Here is a 17570-nt window from a genome sequence, read left to right as displayed (position 1 = left end):
AACCGGGGCGGGTGGCACGGGGGCCGGCGGCGTGCCGCCGACGGGCGCCGGTGCGGAGCTGTCCCCACCCCCGCCGCCGCAGGCCGCGACGGCCAGCAGCACGGCCGAACTCAAACCCCTCAAGACAAAGCGGCGGCTCGCCAGATCGGCGCGAAATGCATCGGACACGGAATCCCTCCTGTGGTTGTGCGCCGATTATCCCGAGCGGCTGGGCTGGTGGCACCGGTGGGTCCGGGGGACTTGAGAGAATCGGCACCAGGCAACCCCACGCACAAGGAAGAAACCGGATGAATCGAATCAATCTCAAGGCCGTGGCCATCGGCATCCTGCTGACGCTGGCACTCGACACCGTGCTGGGCATCGGCCTGCTCCTGCTCCATGGCGGCGACGTCTCCGTCGAAGGCCGCTCCGCCGAGCAGGTGTCGCAGGACCTGCAGGCCGTCACCACCAGCACCAGCTTCCTGCTCACCAGCATCATCCTGGGCACGCTGACGACGGTGGCCGGCGGCTGCGTCGCCGCACGGATCGCCGGGCGGTTCCCGTACTTCAACGGGCTCGGCGTCGGTATCCTCGGCGCGCTGTTCGGGCTGCTCTTCTGGGGCGAGAACCCGCTGTGGTTCAACCTGCTCGCACTCGTCACCGTCATCCCGATGGCGCTGCTGGGGGCGCACATCGCCGTGCGCTTGCGCAGCGTGCAGCCGTGAATGCACCGCGATGAGACGTGAGCCGGCAAGGCCTCGCCGCCGATGCGCAGCAAGCCCGACGCGCAAACACCGTCGAGTCCGAGGGTCTTTCCGATCACTCGCCGAACGCGTGAACAGGCCCTAGACTGAACGCCCGCCGGGGGTCTCCCCCTTCCTTCGACCCGAGGACAGGCCCATGCACATCATCTGGACGATCTTGATCGGTTTCGTGGTGGGGTTGCTGGCGAAGATGCTGACGCCGGGCCGCGACCCGGGCGGCTTCATCATCACCGTGGCGATCGGCGTGGCCGGCTCGCTGCTCGCCACCTATGCCGGGCAAGCGCTCGGGTGGTACCAGCCCGGCCAGTCGGCCGGCTTCTTCGGCGGCCTCGTGGGCGCGATCGTCCTGTTGTTGATCTACCGCCTCGTCAGCAAGAAGACCTGAAGTCCAACCGAACCAGGAGCACGCCATGAGCATCTTCAGCAGGATCAAGGACGCCATCTTCGGCAAGAAGGCCGACGAGCCTTCGGCCCCCGTCGCGCAGGCCCAGGCGCCCGCGACGCAGGCAGCGCCCGTGGCCGTCGCGATGAGCGAGGTCGACGTCGAGGCGGTGCTCAGCGGGCTGGCGGCGGCTTCGTCGCAGAAGCTGAACTGGCGCACGTCGATCGTCGACCTGATGAAGCTCGTGGGCATGGAATCGAGCCTGGCCGAGCGCCGCGAACTGGCCACCGAACTGGGCTTCACCGGCGACAAGAACGACACCGCCACGATGAACATCTGGCTGCACAAGCAGGTGCTGAAGAAGCTGGCCGAGAACGGCGGCAAGGTGCCGGCGAACCTGCTGGATTGATCATCGCCGCGGCAACGCGGCGCGTGCGGCTTCGTAGCCTGCCTTGATGGCAAGTTGTTGCTCGTCCTTCGCAGACAGGCCCGACACCTTGACGGCGGGCGCGATCAGCACGTCGGCCTCGGCCATCTCCGGCGCTGCGAGCAGGCAGCTCTGGGCATGCATCACGCGGTGGATCACCGTGAGCGCGCCCACGCCGTCGCTGCGCGGGCCCTGGCAGTAGATGTCCACCGCGATCACGACGTCGGCCCCCATCGCACGCGCGAAGCGCACCGGCACCAGGCTGGTGATGCCCCCATCGACCAGGTGGCCCGTGCCGTAGGGGATGGCGACAGTGACGCCGGGCACCGCGGCCGACGCCCGGATCGCGGTGCCGGCGGGGCCGCTGTCGAGCAGCACCGGCTTCTCGCTCGCCAGGTCGGTGGCCACCGCGGCGTAGCGGATCGGGAAGTTCTCGATCGGCACGCCGGCGGTCATCGTGTCGACCCAGGCTGCGAGCTTGTTGCCGCGCATGAGCCCCTGCGAACTCCAGGTGAAGTCGATCAGCGATGACAGCTTGACCTGGCTGGCAGCCGCTTCGATCTGCGCCACCGTCATCCCGCTGGCGTAGGCCGCGCCGACGATGGCACCGGCCGACGTGCCGACCACGATGTCCGGCCGGATGCCGGCTTCCTCGAGAGCCCGCAGCACGCCCATGTGGGCGAAGCCGCGCAGACCGCCACCACCCAGCACCAGGGCCACGGTCGGCCGGCGGGCCTCGGTGGCAGGTCGCTCGACCTGCGCGAGCGGCTTGGGCTTCAACTCCGAAGTCGCCGCATCGCGCATGTTGGCGCATCCGGTGATCACGGCGGCGAGCAGCGCGGCGACGACCGTGCCGAGGTGGCGGGTGCCGAAGGGCTTCATGGCCTTGGGCTCACTTCGACCGGGCCAGCGCGACGGCATCGGCCCCGGCCGGGAAGCGCAGCTGCCCGGTCGTGTCGTTCACGGCGCGCCACACCGCCTCGGCCACGTCGGACTCGGCCGTCACGACACCCGGCTTCGTCAGCGCCGCGAAGATGCGCTGCGCGAACGGCGCATACGGCTCGGGGATCAAGCCCTGCATGCGCGCGCCGCCGTTGCTCGTGAAGCGGGTCGTCGGCCCGTAGCCCGGCTGCACCAACTTCACCTTCACGTCGAAGGCCTCCAGCTCGAACGCGAGCGAGGCGGTGAAGCCTTCGATGGCCGTCTTGCTGGCGGTGTACACCGCCACCAGCGGCATCGGCGCCAGCGTCGCGCTGGAGGTGACGTTGACCACCACGCCCGAGCGGCGCGCGCGGAACTGCGGCAGCACCGCCTGCGTCATCGCCATCGTGCCGAAGGTGTTGGTCTCGAAGATCTCGCGCGTGGTGGCCATCGGCGTGGCCTCGAAGGCACCGAAGAGCCCCAGCCCCGCGTTGTTGACGAGCACGTCGATCGGGCCGCTGGCCTGCAGCGCGGCCGCGATGCTCTCGGGCCGGGTCACGTCCAGCGGCAGCACGCGCAGGCGCTCGCCCGCGCTCGGCAGGATGTCTTCGTGCGGCGTGCGCATCGTGGCGACGACGTGCCAGCCCTGGGCGTGGAAATGGCGTGCAGTCTCGAGGCCGTAGCCGGACGAGCAGCCGGTGATCAGGACAGTCTTCATGGCGGTGGTTTCCGTGGGGGGTTGCGATGGTCGTCACGATAGCCACGACGGACCGGACAATCCACAATACGGAGTCCGTCTTTTGTTTGCGAGCGTCCAGACCATGAGCGATCCCCTCTCGGATGTCATCACGCTGCTGCGGCCCCGCACGGTGTTCGCCAAGGGCATCAGCGGTGCCGGCGACTGGGGCGTGCGGTATTCCGACTTCGGCCAGCCGAGCTTCTGCGCCGTGCTCGAAGGCCGCTGCCTGCTGGCGGTCGACGGTCAGCCGGCGATCACGCTCGAGGCCGGCGACTTCGTGCTGCTGCCGACGACGCCCGGCTTCGCGATGTCGGGCTTCACGCCGGTGGTGCCGGTGCACATCGATCCCAAGGCCACGCCGGCGCCCGCGGGCGAGGTGCGGCACGGCCGGCGCGGTGGCCGGCCCGACGTGCGGCTGCTGGGCGGCTACTTCGTGTTCGACTCGCCCGATGCGGCGCTGCTGGTGTCGCTGCTGCCGGCAGTGCTGCACCTGCGCGGGATGGAGCGGCTGTCGACCTTCGTGCGCCTGGTCGCCGGGGAATCGCGCGAGCAGCGCTCAGGCCGCGAACTGGTGCTGGCGCGCCTGGTCGAGCTGATGCTGATCGAGGCGCTGCGTTCGACCTCGGGCGACGATGCGCCGCCGGGGCTGGCGCGCGGCCTGGCCGACGAGCGCATCGCGCACTCGATGCGGCAGATGCACGGCGACCCCGCGCGGTCGTGGACGGTGGCGCAGCTCGCGAAGAAGGCGGCGCTGTCGCGCTCGGCCTTCTACGAGCGCTTCACGCGGGCCGTGGGCCTGCCGCCGATGGAGTACCTGGTCGCGTGGCGCATGGCGCTCGCGAAGGACATGCTGCGCCGGCAGGATCTCGGCATCGCCGAGGTCGCCGAACGCGTCGGCTACGGCTCGGCCAGCACCTTCAGCACGGCGTTCAGCCGCCACGTGGGGCAGTCGCCGGGTCGGTATGCCAGGCAACACTGATGGCAAATCGACCCTCGAGAGAACACCCGGGAGGATCCATGCCCCACAGTCCGCAAGACAGACAGGAACCCAGTTTCGACATCGCTGCGCCGGACATGGGCGTCGCAGAGGCTTGACGCATCACGGACTGCGGTGGTCGGGCACGGGTAAACCCCGACGCATCACTGCGTCGATCCGCCGCGCCATCGAACGTCGTGGAAGCAGAGACCCAGGCATGCCATCCCATGCCGACGCTCTGCAGTCATCCCACCCCGCGAATCGAAAGGATCCTCATCATGACCACCGGCACTGTTCGTCTGCATCGCGTGCTTCGTTCCAAGCCCGAACGCGTCTACCGCGCGTTCCTGGAGGCGGATGCGATGGCCAAGTGGCTGCCGCCCTACGGCTTCACGTGCAAGGTCCACCACATGGACGCGCGGGTCGGCGGGACCTACAAGATGTCTTTCACCAACTTCACCACCGGCCACGGGCACAGCTTCGGCGGCGAGTACCGCGAGCTGGTGCCGAACGAGCGCATCCGCTACACCGACGCGTTCGACGATCCCAACCTGCCGGGCGAAATGCAGACCACGATTTCATTGCGACAGGTGGCGTGCGGGACCGAGATCAGCATCGTCCAGGAAGGACTGCCGGCCGTCATACCGGTCGAGATGTGCCATCTCGGCTGGCAGGAGTCGCTCGCGCAACTGGCAACATTGGTCGAACCTGAAATCCCGGATTGATCTCGATGCGACTGTTTCTCGACGATGAGCGCGCCACGCCCGAAGGCTGGGTTCGTGCCTACTGGCCTTCCGAAGCCATCGCGCTGTTGGAATCGGGCCAGGTGGAAGAGCTGAGTCTCGACCACGACCTCGGGGACGACGAGCGCGGAACGGGCTACGACGTCGTCCTCTGGATCGAAGAAGCCGTCATCCTGCGCGGCTTCAAGCCGCCGAAGATGGCGGTGCATTCGGCCAACTCGTCGGCGCGTGACAAGATGCTTGCCGGCATTCGTTCGATCGAGCAGCACGCAGCCGCGGGAAGAGCCGCTCTGCGCATCGGCTTCATCGAGGAAGACCAGTACGGGTCCGCCATCGATCTCCTGCATGACCTGGGCATCCACTACAACGGGGCGAAAGCAGCATCGAGGGCCGAGGTGCAGGCCAATTTTCTCGAGAACCTGGTCTCGCCCAGGTCGCCGGTTCGGTTGGTCGTCGCTTCCGCGAACGAGGGTACCGTCATCGGACTCGTCGCCGTCTCGTCGTTCCAATCCTTCGTGAACCCGTCGCCCGCCGAGCGCGAGCAGTTGTTCGTGAAGGAGGTGTACGTGCTGTCCTCGCAACGCCGCCGGGGTGTGGGAGAAGCCCTGATGAACTGGGTGCTGCAATACGCCGCGAACAGGGGCTGCGTGCGGGTCGATTGGACGGTGAATGCTTCGAATGAAGGCGCCCGCCGCTTCTACGAGAAGCTGGGCGCCATCCATGTCGCGGACAGGCTGACCTACCGGATATCGGGTGAGGCACTCTCCCGCAACCGGGGCAGCCTTGGGTAGAGTCTGCCCCTCGACAGACAGACAACGGAGACAAACCATGAACTACAAGGGAAGCTGCCACTGCGGACAGGTGGCATTCGAGGTCGAAGGCGAGATCGGCGGCGCCATGTCGTGCAACTGCTCCATCTGCCAGCGCAAGGGCTCGCTGATGTGGTTCGTGCCGCGCGACGCGCTGCGCCTGTCGACCCCGGACGAGAACGCCAGCACCTACGTGTTCAACAAGCACGTGATCAAGCATCGGTTCTGCCCGACCTGCGGCATCCACCCCTACGGCGAAGGCACCGATCCCAAGGGCCATCGCATGGCGGCCATCAACATCCGTTGCCTGGAGGGGATCGACCTCGCGTCGATCCCGGTCACGCAGTTCGACGGACGGTCCAAGTAGAACACCAGCTCGCAAGGAAACCCATCGCATGATCACCTGCCACCTGCGCTACATCCTCGATCCGTTCAAGATCAAGGAATTCGAGCATTACGGCAAGCTCTGGATCCCGCTCGTGCGGAAGTTCGGCGGCGTACACCACGGCTACCTGCTGCCCTCCGAAGGCGCCAGCAACATCGCGCTCGCCTCGTTCTCCTTCCCGTCGTTCGCGGCCTACGAGGCGTACCGGATGAAGTCGTTCGACGATCCCCAATGCCAGGCCGCCTTCCGGTATGCCGAAGAGACGCGCTGCTTCCTCAGCTACGAGCGCACGTTCTTCCGGCCCGTGTTCGAGTGAAACAGGCTGGATCTGACGCAGAAGCTCACACAAGCGCCGCCACCAGCATCGCCACGCTGGCGGCCGCCATCACCGCGGTGGCGCCCCAGCCGAGCACCCGCCACACCGGGCCGAGCGGCATCTGCCCGACGACGCGCGGGCTCGACGACGCGACCATCACGCCCACCATGATGGGCACCGAGATCACCGCATTGACCACCGCCGACCAGTACAGCGCACTCATCGGGTTGAACCCCGCGATGCTGATGGCGATGCCCACCCCCATCGCCGCCGCGAGGATCGCGTAGAACGCCTTCGCCAGATGCAGCGGCTGGTCGAGCCCCTTGCGCACCTTGGCCAGGCTTGCCACCGCGAACGCCGCCGATCCGGCCAGCACCGGCAGCGCCAGCAGCCCGGTGCCGATGATGCCGGCCGCGAACAGCACGAAGGCGAAATTGCCGGCGATCGGCTTCAGCGCCATCGCCGCCTGCGTGGTCGTCGCCACGTGGACGATGCCTTGCTGGTGCAGCGTGGCGGCACCGGCCACGATCACGAAGAACGCGATCAGGTTGGAGAAGCCCATGCCCGAGACCGTGTCGATGCGCAGCCGCCGGAACTGCGCCTCGCGCTGCGCGGGTGCGCGCAGCAACGGCTTGTCCGCGGCGACGCGGTGGATCTCTTCCACCTCCTGCGCGGCCTGCCAGAAGAAGAGGTACGGGCTGATCGTGGTGCCCAGGATCGCCACCACCGTCGTCACATAGTCCTTGTTCCACCGGACGTGCGGCAGCAGCGCACCCTGCAGCGCCTGCCCCCAGTCCACGTGCACCGCGAAGGCCACGCCCACGTAGGCGAACAGGCTCAGCGTCAGCCACTTGAGGATGCCGACGTAGCGCTGGTAGGGCAGCCAGACCTGCAGCCCGAGCGACAGCAGCCCGAAGGCCACCGCGTACACCGGCGCCGGCCCGCCGACGACGTGCGCCAGCGCATCGGCCATCGCGTTCAGGTCGGCCCCGAGGTTGATCACGTTCGCGACCACCAGCAGCGACACGAGCAGCATCACCACCCACGCCGGGCACAGCTTCGCGACGTTGTCGGTCAGGCCCTTGCCGGTGATGCGGCCGATGCGCGCGCTGGCGAGCTGGATGCCCACCATCAGCGGAAACGTCAGCAGCAGCGTCCAGCCGATGCCGTAGCCGAACTGCGCCCCGGCCTGCGTGTAGGTCGCGATGCCGCTCGGGTCGTCGTCGGCCGCCCCGGTGATCAGGCCCGGGCCGAGCGTCTTCCACCACGACAGCTTCGCGCGGGTCGACGCTGCGGCCGGGTCCAAGGCCGCGACAGCGCGCTCGCGAGCAGTTGCCATGGTGGTGATTCTTCGACGTTGCATCTGATGCGGCACCCTTCACGAGAGCGAGCCGATCATCGAAGGCCATGACCGGCATGCCCATAGGACTGGCGCGATACCGGTCGTAGGAGAAGCAGCTCCCGCGTGAGGGTTGCGCAAAGCGGATCCGCCAAGTAAAACCCCACCCCAAAGGGAGAAAGCCCATGCCGTCCATCCTCGTCGTCGACGATTCCGCATCGATGCGTCAAATGGTTTCCTTCACCCTCAAGAGCGCCGGCTACAGCGTCGTCGAAGCGGTGGACGGCCAGGACGCGTACGAGAAAACCACGTCCCGCGACTTCGACCTCGTCCTGACGGACCAGAACATGCCCCGCATGGACGGCCTCACGCTCACCCGAACGCTTCGCGACAATCCGAAGTTCAAGGCGACGCCGATCCTGATACTGACCACCGAATCGAGCGACCAGATGAAGCAGGCGGGCCGCAGCGCCGGCGCCACCGGCTGGCTGGTCAAGCCCTTCGACCCGGCCAAGCTGGTCGAAGTCATCAAGAAAGTCCTCCGCTAGCAACCCAATCTGTCAGATGGCAGTGCCGCAGCGGCGGATCACTCCATCGAGGCTCAAGCTTCGAAATTCGACGTCGATATCCGGCCAAGCGCTCCACAAGAAGTACAAGGAGCGCGCGCCCCCGCAGATGGAGACTGTCATCGTGTCCGCCCCCCCCGCCCCCGTCGCGCCGCTCGCGGCGCACACCTACCGCGAGTTCGTCGAGCAGGCGCAGGTCGGCATGTTCGTCATCCAGGACGGCTGCTTCCGCTACGTCAACCCGAAGATGGTCGAACTGCTCGGGTACACGCAAGCCCAGCTGCTGGGCGGCATGGCAGCGACTCGCGTCGTGCACCCGCAGGACGTGGAGCGGGTGGCCGAGCACATCCGCCAGCGCATGGCCGGCATCGCCGGCGTGGCCTACGACATTCGCTGCGTGCGCGCCGATGGCAGCGTGTTCGTCGGTCGGGTGTTCGGTCGCGCCATCGCGTTCGAAGGCCGGCCGGCCGACCTGGTGACGCTCAGCGACGTGAGCGAAATCCAGCGCGCACGCGAGCTGTCCGACTGGCGGGCCCGCATGCTGGCCCAGACCGAGCTCCTCTGCCGCAGCGGCTCGGTCGAGATCGACCTGGCCGGCCGCCGCGCGACGCTGTCGTCGGGCGCCTATGCGCTGGTGGGCGAGATGCACGAACTCGGCACCCTGTCCGTCGCGGCCGCGCTGCGCTGGATCCCGCGCGACGAGCGCCGCTACGTGCTGTCCATCTGGCGCGGCGCCGCGCCCGGCGACCCGTTCGAGTTCCAGCACCGCATCCTGCGCTCCGACGGCAGCCGCCTCGAAGTGCTGCACCGTGGCATCGTCGAGCTCGGCACCGACGGCGTGTCGCTGCGCGGCGTCGTCATCCTCCAGGACATCACCGCCCAACGGGAGGCCGAAGGCCGCATCCAGGAGCTCGCGAACTTCGACGAGCTGACCGGCCTGCCCAACCGGGTGCTGCTGCTGGACCGCGTCGATGCGGCGGCCCATGCGGCGCAGTGGGATGACAGCCGGTTCACGCTGCTGTCGCTCAACATCGCGCAGGTCGACCAGGTCGAGGAGACCATGGGCTTCGGCGCCGGCGACACCCTCGCGATGGCCATTGCCGCGCGTCTGTCCGGCTTGTGCAAGAGCGACGAAACCCTCGCCCACCTGGGTGGCGGCGAGTTCGCCATCCTGCTGGACGCCGCCTTGGCCGACGATCAAGGCGCCGTGCTCGACCGTGCACGCGCCATCCTCGACGGCCTGCGCCATCCCGAAAGCGTCGGCCAGACCGAGGTGTACCTCAGCTGCTCGATGGGTGTCGCCACCTATCCGACGGACGCCGACAATGCGCAGCGCTTGCTCGAATGCGCACAGACGGCACGCCTGCAGACCGACAACGGCGCCAGCCGCATCGCCTTCTTCACGCCCCAGGCCAACGTCCACGCGGTGCGCCGCATGACGCTCGAGTCGGCGCTGCGCCGCGCCATCGGCCGCCAGGAACTGACCCTGCACTATCAACCGCAGGTCGATCTGACCGACGGCAGGTTGCTGGGCGTCGAGGCCCTCCTCCGGTGGAACTGCAGCGAACTCGGGGAGGTCTCGCCGGTCGAATTCATCCCGGTGGCCGAGCAGACCGGCCTCATCATCCCGATCGGCGAGTGGGTCCTGCGCAGCGCGTGCACGCAGGTGACGGCCTGGGCGCGCGCCGGCCTTCCGGACGTGCGCGTGCACGTGAATCTGTCGCCGCTGCAATTGCAGCAGCCCGACATCGCCAGGCGCCTGCATTCCATCCTGCTGGAAACCGGGGCCAACCCGGCGCACCTCGGCGTGGAAGTCACCGAAAGCATGTTGACGCTCGACGTCGAGCACACGTCGCGCACCTTGCGCGAACTGAAGGCGATCGGCGTGGAGATCTCGCTCGACGACTTCGGCACCGGCTACTCCAACCTGGGCGTGCTGCGGACCCTGCCCATCGACGTGGTGAAGATCGACCGCTCGTTCGTGCACGACGTGACCGCCGCCCCCGAAGACGTCTCGATCACGCGCGCCGTCCTGACGATGGCCCACGGCCTGCAGATGAAGGTGCTCGCCGAAGGCGTCGAGACCGAGGGCCAGCTGAACCTGCTGATCGCCAACGGCTGCGACATGATCCAGGGCTTCTTCTTCAGCGAGCCGGTGGCCGCGGCGGAGATCGAGCAGATGCTGCGCGAAGACCGCCGGCTGCCCGAACGATTCCTGACGCGCAGCCAGCGCAAGCGCACGCTGCTGCTGGTGGACGACGAGGAGAACATCGTGTCGTCGCTGCGCCGCCTGTTCCGCCGCGATGGGTACCACATCGTCACCGCGAACAGCGGCGCCGAAGGGCTGCAGCGCCTGGCCGAGGTCAACGTCGACGTCATCGTGTCGGACCAGCGCATGCCGGGGATGACCGGCGTCGAGTTCCTGCGCCGCGCCAAGGAGCTCTATCCGGACACGGTGCGCATGGTGCTGTCCGGCTACACCGAGCTGCAGTCGATCACCGATGCGGTGAACGAAGGCGCGATCTACAAGTTCCTGACCAAGCCCTGGGATGACGAGCGGCTGCGGGCACACGTCGCGGAGGCGTTCAGGCAGAAGGACCTCGCGGACGAGAACCGGCGGCTGGCGCACGAGGTGCACAACGCCAACCACGAGTTGGCCCGCGTCAACCAGCGCCTGGAGGAACTGCTCGCGCGCCAGCGCGAACAGACCAGCCTCGAGGAAAGCCGCGCGGCCAACGCCCGCGGCGTGCTGGAGAACGTGCCGACGCCCATCATCGGCGTCGATGCCGACGGCATGATCGCCTTCGTCAACCGCGACGCACAGGCCCTTCTGTGCGACGGCGGCGCGCTGATCGGCTGCGACGCGGACGACGCGCTGCCCGCCGAGCTTGCCGGCATCCTGCACCTGGACGACGGCATCCAGCGCCGCATCCGGCTCGACGGCCACGCGTACCGCGCCGTCTGCCGCGCGATGAGCGACACCGCCGCACGCGGCAAGCTGCTGGTCATCACCACCGAATTCCAAGGGGAGCCCACCTGACCATGTCGAACGACCCACACGCCTGCGAGAAGACACCCGGCCCACCGCGCGACGCGACGCCCGACGATGTGCGCGCGCGCCTGGCCTACCTGTTCCGTGCCTCGCTGCAGGAAGGCCGGCTGCACCCGCTGTTCCACCTGATCCAGCAGTACCGCCTCGAGGAGCACCCGTGAGCCACCTCGCCCTCCAGCCCGACGCCATCCATGCGAAGGTCCGCACGCTGCCGGCGTTGCCGCAGGCGGTCATCGAACTGCGCTCGGCCCTGAAACGCGAGGACGTCGCCGTCGATGAACTCGCGACCACGATCTCGCATGACCAGGCCCTGACGGCCAAGACGCTGCGCCTGGCCAACTCGTCGTTCTACGGCGTGGCCGGCCGTGTCTCGTCGATCCGCGACGCGATCAGCATCCTGGGCCTGCGCACGGTCGCCACGGTGGCGACCACCGCAGTGGTGATCTCGAGCTTCGATCGAACCGCCTGCGAAGGCTTCGACTTCGACGGCTTCTGGCGCCACGCGCTGGCCACCGCATTCTGCGCACAGGAACTCGCCGCTGCCACCCGCCAGGACACCGAGGCGGCGTTCTCCGCCGGGCTCATGCACGACATCGGGCGCCTCGCACTGGCCACCTACTTTCCGCTGGAGCTGAGCCAGACCCTCGGCTGGGCCGCACAGCACGACGTTCATTCCATCGAGGCAGAACGCCTGATGCTCAACACCGACCACGCCACGGTGGGCGGCCTGATCGCCAGCCACTGGCACTTCGCGCCGGCCATCGCCGAGGCCATCCGCTGCCATCACGAACTGCCCGCACACACGACGGCCACGCTGGCCGACGTGGTGCACGTGGCCGACAACATGACCCACGCGCTCGATCTGTCGGGCCTGGACGAGGACATGGTCCCACCGCTGTCCCTGGAGGCGTGGCAGCGCATGGGCCTGACGCCGCAGCAGGTGCAACGCACTTTCGAACGAACGGAGCGGCAAGCGCGCAGCGTGCGCGAATCGCTGACCGTGTAGGAGACACCCATGGACACGCATGAAGCCGCTGCCAGCCAGCTCACCCCCCTGCAGGTCGAGGCGCTGCTGCGCACGAACGAGGACCTCACCGAGCTGAACCGCAAGCTCTCGGATGCCCAGGACAAGCTGGTTCAATCGGAGAAGCTGGCGTCGATCGGCCAGCTGGCCGCCGGTGTGGCCCACGAGATCAACAACCCCATCGGCTTCATCTTCTCGAATTTCGGCACGCTGGAGAAATACCTGGCCCAGCTGTTCGACATGCTGAAGGCCTACGAGGAGGCCGAGCCGGCGCTGGCCGGCACGCCGGCCGCCGCGCGACTGCTGCGCCTGCGCGAGGAAATCGAACTCGACTACCTGAAGGACGACATCCCCGCCCTGATGGCCGAATCGAAGGACGGCATCCAGCGCGTGCGCAAGATCGTCCAGGACCTGAAGGACTTCTCGCGCGTCGATGCGCGCCAGGAATGGGAGTGGGTCAACCTGCACACCGGCATCGATTCGACGCTGAACATCGTCAACAACGAGATCAAGTACAAGGCCGACGTCGTCAGGCAGTATGGCGAACTGCCCGACGTGGAATGCCTGCCGTCCGAGCTGAACCAGGTGTTCCTGAACCTGCTGGTCAACGCGGCGCATGCCATCAGCGCGGAGCGCGGGACGATCACGATCAAGACCGGCACGCAGGGCGACGAGGCCTGGGTCGAGATCTCGGACAACGGCTGCGGAATCCCCGCCGAGAACCTGAAGCGCATCTTCGATCCGTTCTTCACGACCAAGCCGGTCGGCAAGGGGACGGGGCTCGGGCTGTCGCTGTCCTATGGCATCGTCAAGAAGCATGGAGGCCGCATCGAAGTCTCCAGCGAACCCGGCCGGGGCACCGCGTTCCGCGTCAGCGTTCCCGTCAAGCGCGCCGACACGCTGCCCGGCTGACGCGAGGCCACCATGCAAGAGACCGCAGTGTCCGGACCCGCCGTCGCAACGGCCCAGGCGCCCTGGACCATCCTGTGCGTCGACGACGAGCCGAACATCCTCTCGTCGTTGAAGCGCGCATTGCGCAACCCGCACTACCGCGTGCTCACCGTGCCGGGCGGGGCCGAGGCGCTGGCGATCATGGAAGCCGAGCCGGCAGACCTGGTCATCTCGGACATGCGCATGCCCGGCATGGACGGGGCCCAGCTGCTCGGCCAGGTCCGGCGACGCTGGCCGCGCACGATGCGCATCCTGCTCACGGGCTACGCCGACGTCACGTCCACCATCGCCGCCATCAACGAGGGCCAGATCTACCGCTACGTCAACAAGCCCTGGGACGACGGCGAACTCCAGGTCACCGTCGCGCAGGCGCTGGAGCGGCTGGCGCTGGAGCGCGAGAAGACGCGGCTCGAGACGCTGACGCGTTCGCAGAACGAAGAGTTGCGCAGCTTCAATGCCCAGCTCGAGCTTCGGGTGGAGCAGCGCACCGCCGAGGTCACGCAGGCGAACGACAAGCTCAAGCGCAACTACATGACGTCGATCAAGGTGTTCGCCAACCTGATCGAGTTGCGCGGCAGCCAGTTGGTCGGGCACGGCCGCCGCCTGGCCGAATCGACCCGGCAAGTCGCCAAGGCCATGGGCTGCAGCAGCGAGGACACGCAGACGGTGTTCGTCGCGGCGCTGCTGCATGACATCGGGTTGATCGGCCTGTCCGACGAGATCCTCGCGAAGCCGGTGCCCAAGCTGACGGCCGAGGAACTCGCGCTCTACCGCAAGCACCCCATCCTGGGCGAACAGTCGCTGCTGGCGCTGGACGACATGCAACCGGTCGCTGCGCTGATCCGCGCGCACCACGAACGCTTCGACGGGCAAGGCTTTCCGGACGCACTGGCCGGCGCGGACATTCCGCTGGGCGCTCGCATCCTGGCCGTGGCCGACGCCCATGACGACCTGCTCAACGGCCACATGGGCGCGCCGGGGCTGAAGACGGCGCAGGTGCGCACGCTGATGATGCACGGCCGGGGCCTGCAGTTCGACCCCGAGGTGCTGGACGTCTTCCTGCACATCAACCAGCCCAGCGCGCCGGCGCCGCCCGCGCCGCTGCTGATGACCACGGAATCGCTGCAGCCCGGCATGGTCCTCGCGGCCGACCTGGTCTCGCGCGAAGGCGCGGTGCTGCTGGCGACCGACCATGTGCTGACCGCCGACACCATCCGCCGCATCCGCCTGTACGAACAACGCGAAGGCATTCGCATCGAGCTGCGCGTGCGGCCGCCCCGGAGAACCTCATGAAAGCATCCATCCTGCTGGTCGACGACGAACCCAACGTGCTCGCGGCACTGCATCGTGCACTGCGCGTGCCGCTGCGCGACCTCGCCCGCATCGAGTCGTTCAGCGACACGCAACTCGCGCTCGCTCGCGTTCGCGAGCGTGCGTTCGACGTGGTCGTGTCGGACTTCCGCATGCCGCTGCAGGATGGTGTTTCGTTCCTGCGCGACGTTCGAGGCATCCAGCCCCAGGCGGTGCCGATGATCGTCAGCGGCTCCGCCGACGTGTCGACGCTGGTGCGCGCCGTGAACGACGCGCAGGTGTTCCGCTACATCCTCAAGCCCTGGGACGACGAGGAACTCATCCGGGACGTGAAGCTTGCGCTCGAACGCGCCCAGACCGGAAAGGAAGAATCGGCACTGGCCGATGCGATGCGGGTTCAACAGGGCCAGCTGCCGGCACTGGAAGCCGAGCGGCGGCGGCTCGAGGCCCAGGAGCCGGGCCTGACGCACGTGGAGTGGGGCCCGAACGGCGAGGTGCTGATGCCGCCCCTGAACTGAGGGCCGCGCTCAACCGACCAGCCGCAGCTCGCGCGCCCGCACCAGCGCTCCCACCCGCGTGCCCACGCCGAGCTTCGCGAAGATGTTCTTCACGTGCCACTTCACGGTGGTCATCGAGATCTGCGCGCGGGCACTGATCTGCTGGTTGCTCAGGCCCTGCGCCAGCAGCACCAGCACCTCGAGCTCGCGCGCGGTCAGCGCGTCCACCGCATGCGCGGGCCGGCCGCCGCGCCCGAGCGCCGCACCGAACACCCGCAGCACGTGCGCCGGCATCAGCCGCCGCATCTGCGGCAGTTCCAGCGCGGCGATCAGCACCAGGTGGAAGCGCGGGTTGTCGTCGAACCAGCTGCGCGACGGCGCATGCCCGCGCGCACGCAGCAGCGACTGGTGCAGGCACTGCAGCGCCGCATCGCGCGCACCGGCTTCCCACAGGCAGCTGGCCAGCGCCGCCTCGATCGCGTGCAGGCGCAGCACGTGGCCGGCCGCCTCGGCGCTGCTGCGCAGCACCTGCAGCACCGCACGCGTGTCGTCGTGCCGCTGAGCATGCGACAGCAGCGCGGCCAGCGCCATGCCGCGGCGCTCCCAGGCCTCGTCGTAGGGCCGCGGCTCATGCCATGGCGCGGTGTCGTCGACCACCACGCCGAACTCCGCGGCGCACTCGCGCGCCCGCGCCGGCTCGCCCATCGCCAGCCACAGCCGCACCTTGTCGAAGCACACCTGCGCCGCAAAGCGCCGCTCGTGGCTGCCGCCCAGCACGCCGTGCAGGTAGTCCAGCAGCTTCATCGCGGCCTGCGGCTCGCGTTCGGCCGCCCGCACGCGCGCCAGCGTGCGCGTCGCCGCCACCAGCGTCTCGCAGGTGCCGCCGGCCTCCACCAGCGGCAGCAGTTCGTCGCACAGCGCGCGCGCCTCGGCCAGCCGGTTGGTCTCGTAGCGCAGCACCGCCAGCGCCGTCGCGGCATTGGCCCAGGCCGCATTGCGCGGGCCGTTGCGCACGCCCGCCCACAGCAGCTCCACGCGGCGCGCCGCCGAGCCGAAATCGCCTTTCGCGCGCTCCACCAGCGCCAGCAGGCTGCTCGCATAGCCCTCGCCGTACGGGCTGATCGGCTGCAGCATCTCGCGCGCGCGCATCGCCAGCCGCCAGGCCGCGTCGAAGCGGTGCACGCAGAACAGCGCATAGGCGCGGTTGACCAGCTGCAGCCCGCGCAACTGGGCGTCGCCGTCCGACTCATCCGCCGCCGGCGGCTCGTCGACCAAAGCGTCGCGCAGTGCGTCGTGTTCGCCGCTCAAGGCCTGCAGGATCTGCTGCAGCGTGCGCACCTGGAAGCCCGACGGGTCGTCCTCGCTCAGCCGCCGCAGCAGCGCGCGCGCCGGGTCGAAGCGGCGGCACAGCGCCAGGCAGGTGGCATAGACCACGCCGAGCGCCGGGCGCGCCAGCACCTGCTCGCGCGGCAGGCGCTCGCACCACCGCACCACCTCGGCGATGTCGCCCGTCTGCTGCCAGCGCAGCGCGGCCCGCTCGACCAGCTCGGCGCACCAGTCCATCCCGCCGCAGCGGAAGGCATGGTCCAGCGCCTCGGTGAAGCGCAGCTGCCCGGCATACCAGCGGCTGGCGCGCTCGTTCAGCCCGCGCTGGCGCGCCGGGTCGGCGGCCAGCCGGCTGCGCAGGAAGCCGTGGAACAGCGGGTGGTAGCGGAAGGCCAGCCCGTGGCTGTCCTGCGCGGTGACGAACAGCTGGCTGCGCTCCAGCCGCTCCAGCACCGCCTGCGCTCCTTCGCGGCCCAGCAAGGCATCGCACAGCTCGCCGGTCATCGCGTCGAGCAGGCTGGTCGAGACGAGAAACTCCTGCAGCGGCGCGTCCTGCTCGCGCAGCACCTCGCGGTCGAGGTAGGCCGCCATGTCGACGTGGCCGCCGTCGAAGTCGGCCAGCGCGGCATCCACCTCGCGCGGCCGTGCCGCGGCCGCCAGCAGCCCGAGCTTGACGCCGGCCGTCCAGCCTTGCGTGGCCTCGACCAGCCGCTCGGCCTGCGCGCGGCTCAGCGGCTCGTCCATCAGCTTGCGGCCGAGCTGCACCACCTGGCCGGCATCGAAGGCGAGGTCGCCGCCATCCAGCACTTCCAGCTGGTCGCCCAGCCGCCAGGCCGGCAGGTTCAGGTCCGGCAGGCAACGCCCGGACAGCACCCAATGGACGCCGGGGGCCGACGCGGCCAGCAGCGCATCGAGCAGGCGCAGGCAGGGCGCGTCCTGCGCGCGGTGGATGTCGTCGATCACGATCAGCAGGTCGCCGCTGCGCTGCGCCAGCAGCGCCGGCAGGCCGGCCGGGCCGTCGGACGCAGCGCCCGCCCCGGCGGCCTCCAGGCTGGCCAGCAGG

At 68.7% G+C, this 17570-nt stretch carries 19 protein-coding genes; 15 read left to right on the top strand and 4 right to left on the bottom strand.

The window, feature by feature from the left end; genetic code table 11:
- Nucleotides 1–287 precede the first annotated feature (287 nt).
- The 3 genes from AC1DYN_RS27535 (at nucleotide 288) to AC1DYN_RS27525 (ending at nucleotide 1534) form a co-directional block, all read left to right on the top strand.
- Nucleotides 288–704, top strand: a complete 417-nt coding sequence (locus AC1DYN_RS27535) for a hypothetical protein (protein WP_477965082.1) — start codon at nucleotides 288–290, stop codon at nucleotides 702–704.
- Nucleotides 705–879: 175 nt separating this feature from the next.
- Entirely contained in the window at nucleotides 880–1128 is a 249-nt protein-coding gene (locus AC1DYN_RS27530) for a GlsB/YeaQ/YmgE family stress response membrane protein (RefSeq protein ID WP_477965080.1), read from the top strand.
- A 25-nt stretch (nucleotides 1129–1153) separates the two neighbouring features.
- Entirely contained in the window at nucleotides 1154–1534 is a 381-nt protein-coding gene (locus tag AC1DYN_RS27525; RefSeq protein ID WP_477965078.1) for a DUF3597 domain-containing protein, read from the top strand.
- Here AC1DYN_RS27525 and AC1DYN_RS27520 read toward each other — a convergent pair whose 3' ends face one another.
- Nucleotides 1535–2434, bottom strand: a complete 900-nt coding sequence (locus tag AC1DYN_RS27520) for a patatin-like phospholipase family protein (protein WP_477965076.1) — start codon at nucleotides 2432–2434, stop codon at nucleotides 1535–1537.
- A gap of 10 nt (nucleotides 2435–2444) precedes the next feature.
- Nucleotides 2445–3191 carry an SDR family oxidoreductase gene (locus tag AC1DYN_RS27515; protein WP_477965074.1) on the bottom strand — a complete coding sequence of 249 codons (747 nt, stop codon included), beginning with the start codon at nucleotides 3189–3191 and terminating at the stop codon, nucleotides 2445–2447.
- A 103-nt stretch (nucleotides 3192–3294) separates the two neighbouring features.
- Between AC1DYN_RS27515 and AC1DYN_RS27510 the strand changes: the two genes are divergently transcribed.
- The 5 genes from AC1DYN_RS27510 (at nucleotide 3295) to AC1DYN_RS27490 (ending at nucleotide 6441) form a co-directional block, all read left to right on the top strand.
- Nucleotides 3295–4191: an AraC family transcriptional regulator gene (locus tag AC1DYN_RS27510; RefSeq protein WP_477965072.1), complete on the top strand. Its 897-nt coding sequence runs from the start codon at nucleotides 3295–3297 to the stop codon at nucleotides 4189–4191.
- A gap of 275 nt (nucleotides 4192–4466) precedes the next feature.
- Nucleotides 4467–4913 (top strand): SRPBCC family protein, encoded by a 447-nt coding sequence (locus AC1DYN_RS27505; protein WP_477965070.1) that lies wholly within the window; start codon nucleotides 4467–4469, stop codon nucleotides 4911–4913.
- A gap of 5 nt (nucleotides 4914–4918) precedes the next feature.
- Nucleotides 4919–5722 carry a GNAT family N-acetyltransferase gene (locus tag AC1DYN_RS27500; protein WP_477965068.1) on the top strand — a complete coding sequence of 268 codons (804 nt, stop codon included), beginning with the start codon at nucleotides 4919–4921 and terminating at the stop codon, nucleotides 5720–5722.
- Nucleotides 5723–5759: 37 nt separating this feature from the next.
- Complete coding sequence (locus tag AC1DYN_RS27495; RefSeq protein ID WP_477965066.1) at nucleotides 5760–6107, top strand: GFA family protein; 348 nt, start codon at nucleotides 5760–5762, stop codon at nucleotides 6105–6107.
- Between the two features lie 28 nt (nucleotides 6108–6135).
- On the top strand, nucleotides 6136–6441 hold the full coding sequence (locus tag AC1DYN_RS27490) for an NIPSNAP family protein (protein ID WP_477965064.1): 306 nt from the start codon (nucleotides 6136–6138) through the stop codon (nucleotides 6439–6441).
- A gap of 25 nt (nucleotides 6442–6466) precedes the next feature.
- Here AC1DYN_RS27490 and AC1DYN_RS27485 read toward each other — a convergent pair whose 3' ends face one another.
- Entirely contained in the window at nucleotides 6467–7780 is a 1314-nt protein-coding gene (locus AC1DYN_RS27485; RefSeq protein ID WP_477965062.1) for an NRAMP family divalent metal transporter, read from the bottom strand.
- 185 nt (nucleotides 7781–7965) lie between these two features.
- On the opposite strand from AC1DYN_RS27485, the gene AC1DYN_RS27480 reads away from it, so the two are divergent.
- From AC1DYN_RS27480 to AC1DYN_RS27450, 7 genes are all read left to right on the top strand, one after another.
- Nucleotides 7966–8328: a response regulator gene (locus AC1DYN_RS27480; protein WP_477965060.1), complete on the top strand. Its 363-nt coding sequence runs from the start codon at nucleotides 7966–7968 to the stop codon at nucleotides 8326–8328.
- A gap of 142 nt (nucleotides 8329–8470) precedes the next feature.
- Nucleotides 8471–11386 (top strand): EAL domain-containing protein, encoded by a 2916-nt coding sequence (locus AC1DYN_RS27475; protein WP_477965058.1) that lies wholly within the window; start codon nucleotides 8471–8473, stop codon nucleotides 11384–11386.
- A gap of 2 nt (nucleotides 11387–11388) precedes the next feature.
- A complete protein-coding gene (locus tag AC1DYN_RS27470; RefSeq protein ID WP_477965056.1) occupies nucleotides 11389–11559 on the top strand; it encodes a hypothetical protein in 171 nt (56 codons plus the stop codon).
- On the top strand, nucleotides 11556–12404 hold the full coding sequence (locus tag AC1DYN_RS27465) for an HDOD domain-containing protein (RefSeq protein WP_477965054.1): 849 nt from the start codon (nucleotides 11556–11558) through the stop codon (nucleotides 12402–12404). Before AC1DYN_RS27470 ends, AC1DYN_RS27465 begins: the two co-directional genes overlap by 4 nt.
- A gap of 9 nt (nucleotides 12405–12413) precedes the next feature.
- On the top strand, nucleotides 12414–13334 hold the full coding sequence (locus AC1DYN_RS27460; RefSeq protein ID WP_477965052.1) for an ATP-binding protein: 921 nt from the start codon (nucleotides 12414–12416) through the stop codon (nucleotides 13332–13334).
- Between the two features lie 12 nt (nucleotides 13335–13346).
- On the top strand, nucleotides 13347–14666 hold the full coding sequence (gene nosR, locus AC1DYN_RS27455) for a response regulator c-di-GMP phosphodiesterase, NosR family (RefSeq protein WP_477965050.1): 1320 nt from the start codon (nucleotides 13347–13349) through the stop codon (nucleotides 14664–14666).
- Nucleotides 14663–15202 carry a response regulator gene (locus AC1DYN_RS27450; RefSeq protein WP_477965048.1) on the top strand — a complete coding sequence of 180 codons (540 nt, stop codon included), beginning with the start codon at nucleotides 14663–14665 and terminating at the stop codon, nucleotides 15200–15202. Before nosR ends, AC1DYN_RS27450 begins: the two co-directional genes overlap by 4 nt.
- Before the next feature lie 9 nt (nucleotides 15203–15211).
- Here AC1DYN_RS27450 and AC1DYN_RS27445 read toward each other — a convergent pair.
- On the bottom strand, nucleotides 15212–17570 hold a 2359-nt coding region (locus AC1DYN_RS27445; RefSeq protein WP_477965046.1), incomplete at its 5' end, for a winged helix-turn-helix domain-containing protein.

The sequence above is a fragment of the Rhizobacter sp. P2_D12 genome, assembly GCF_056404395.1.
The sequence above is the reverse complement of the archived record's forward strand: the minus strand, read 5'-3'. Positions and strand labels throughout refer to the sequence as shown.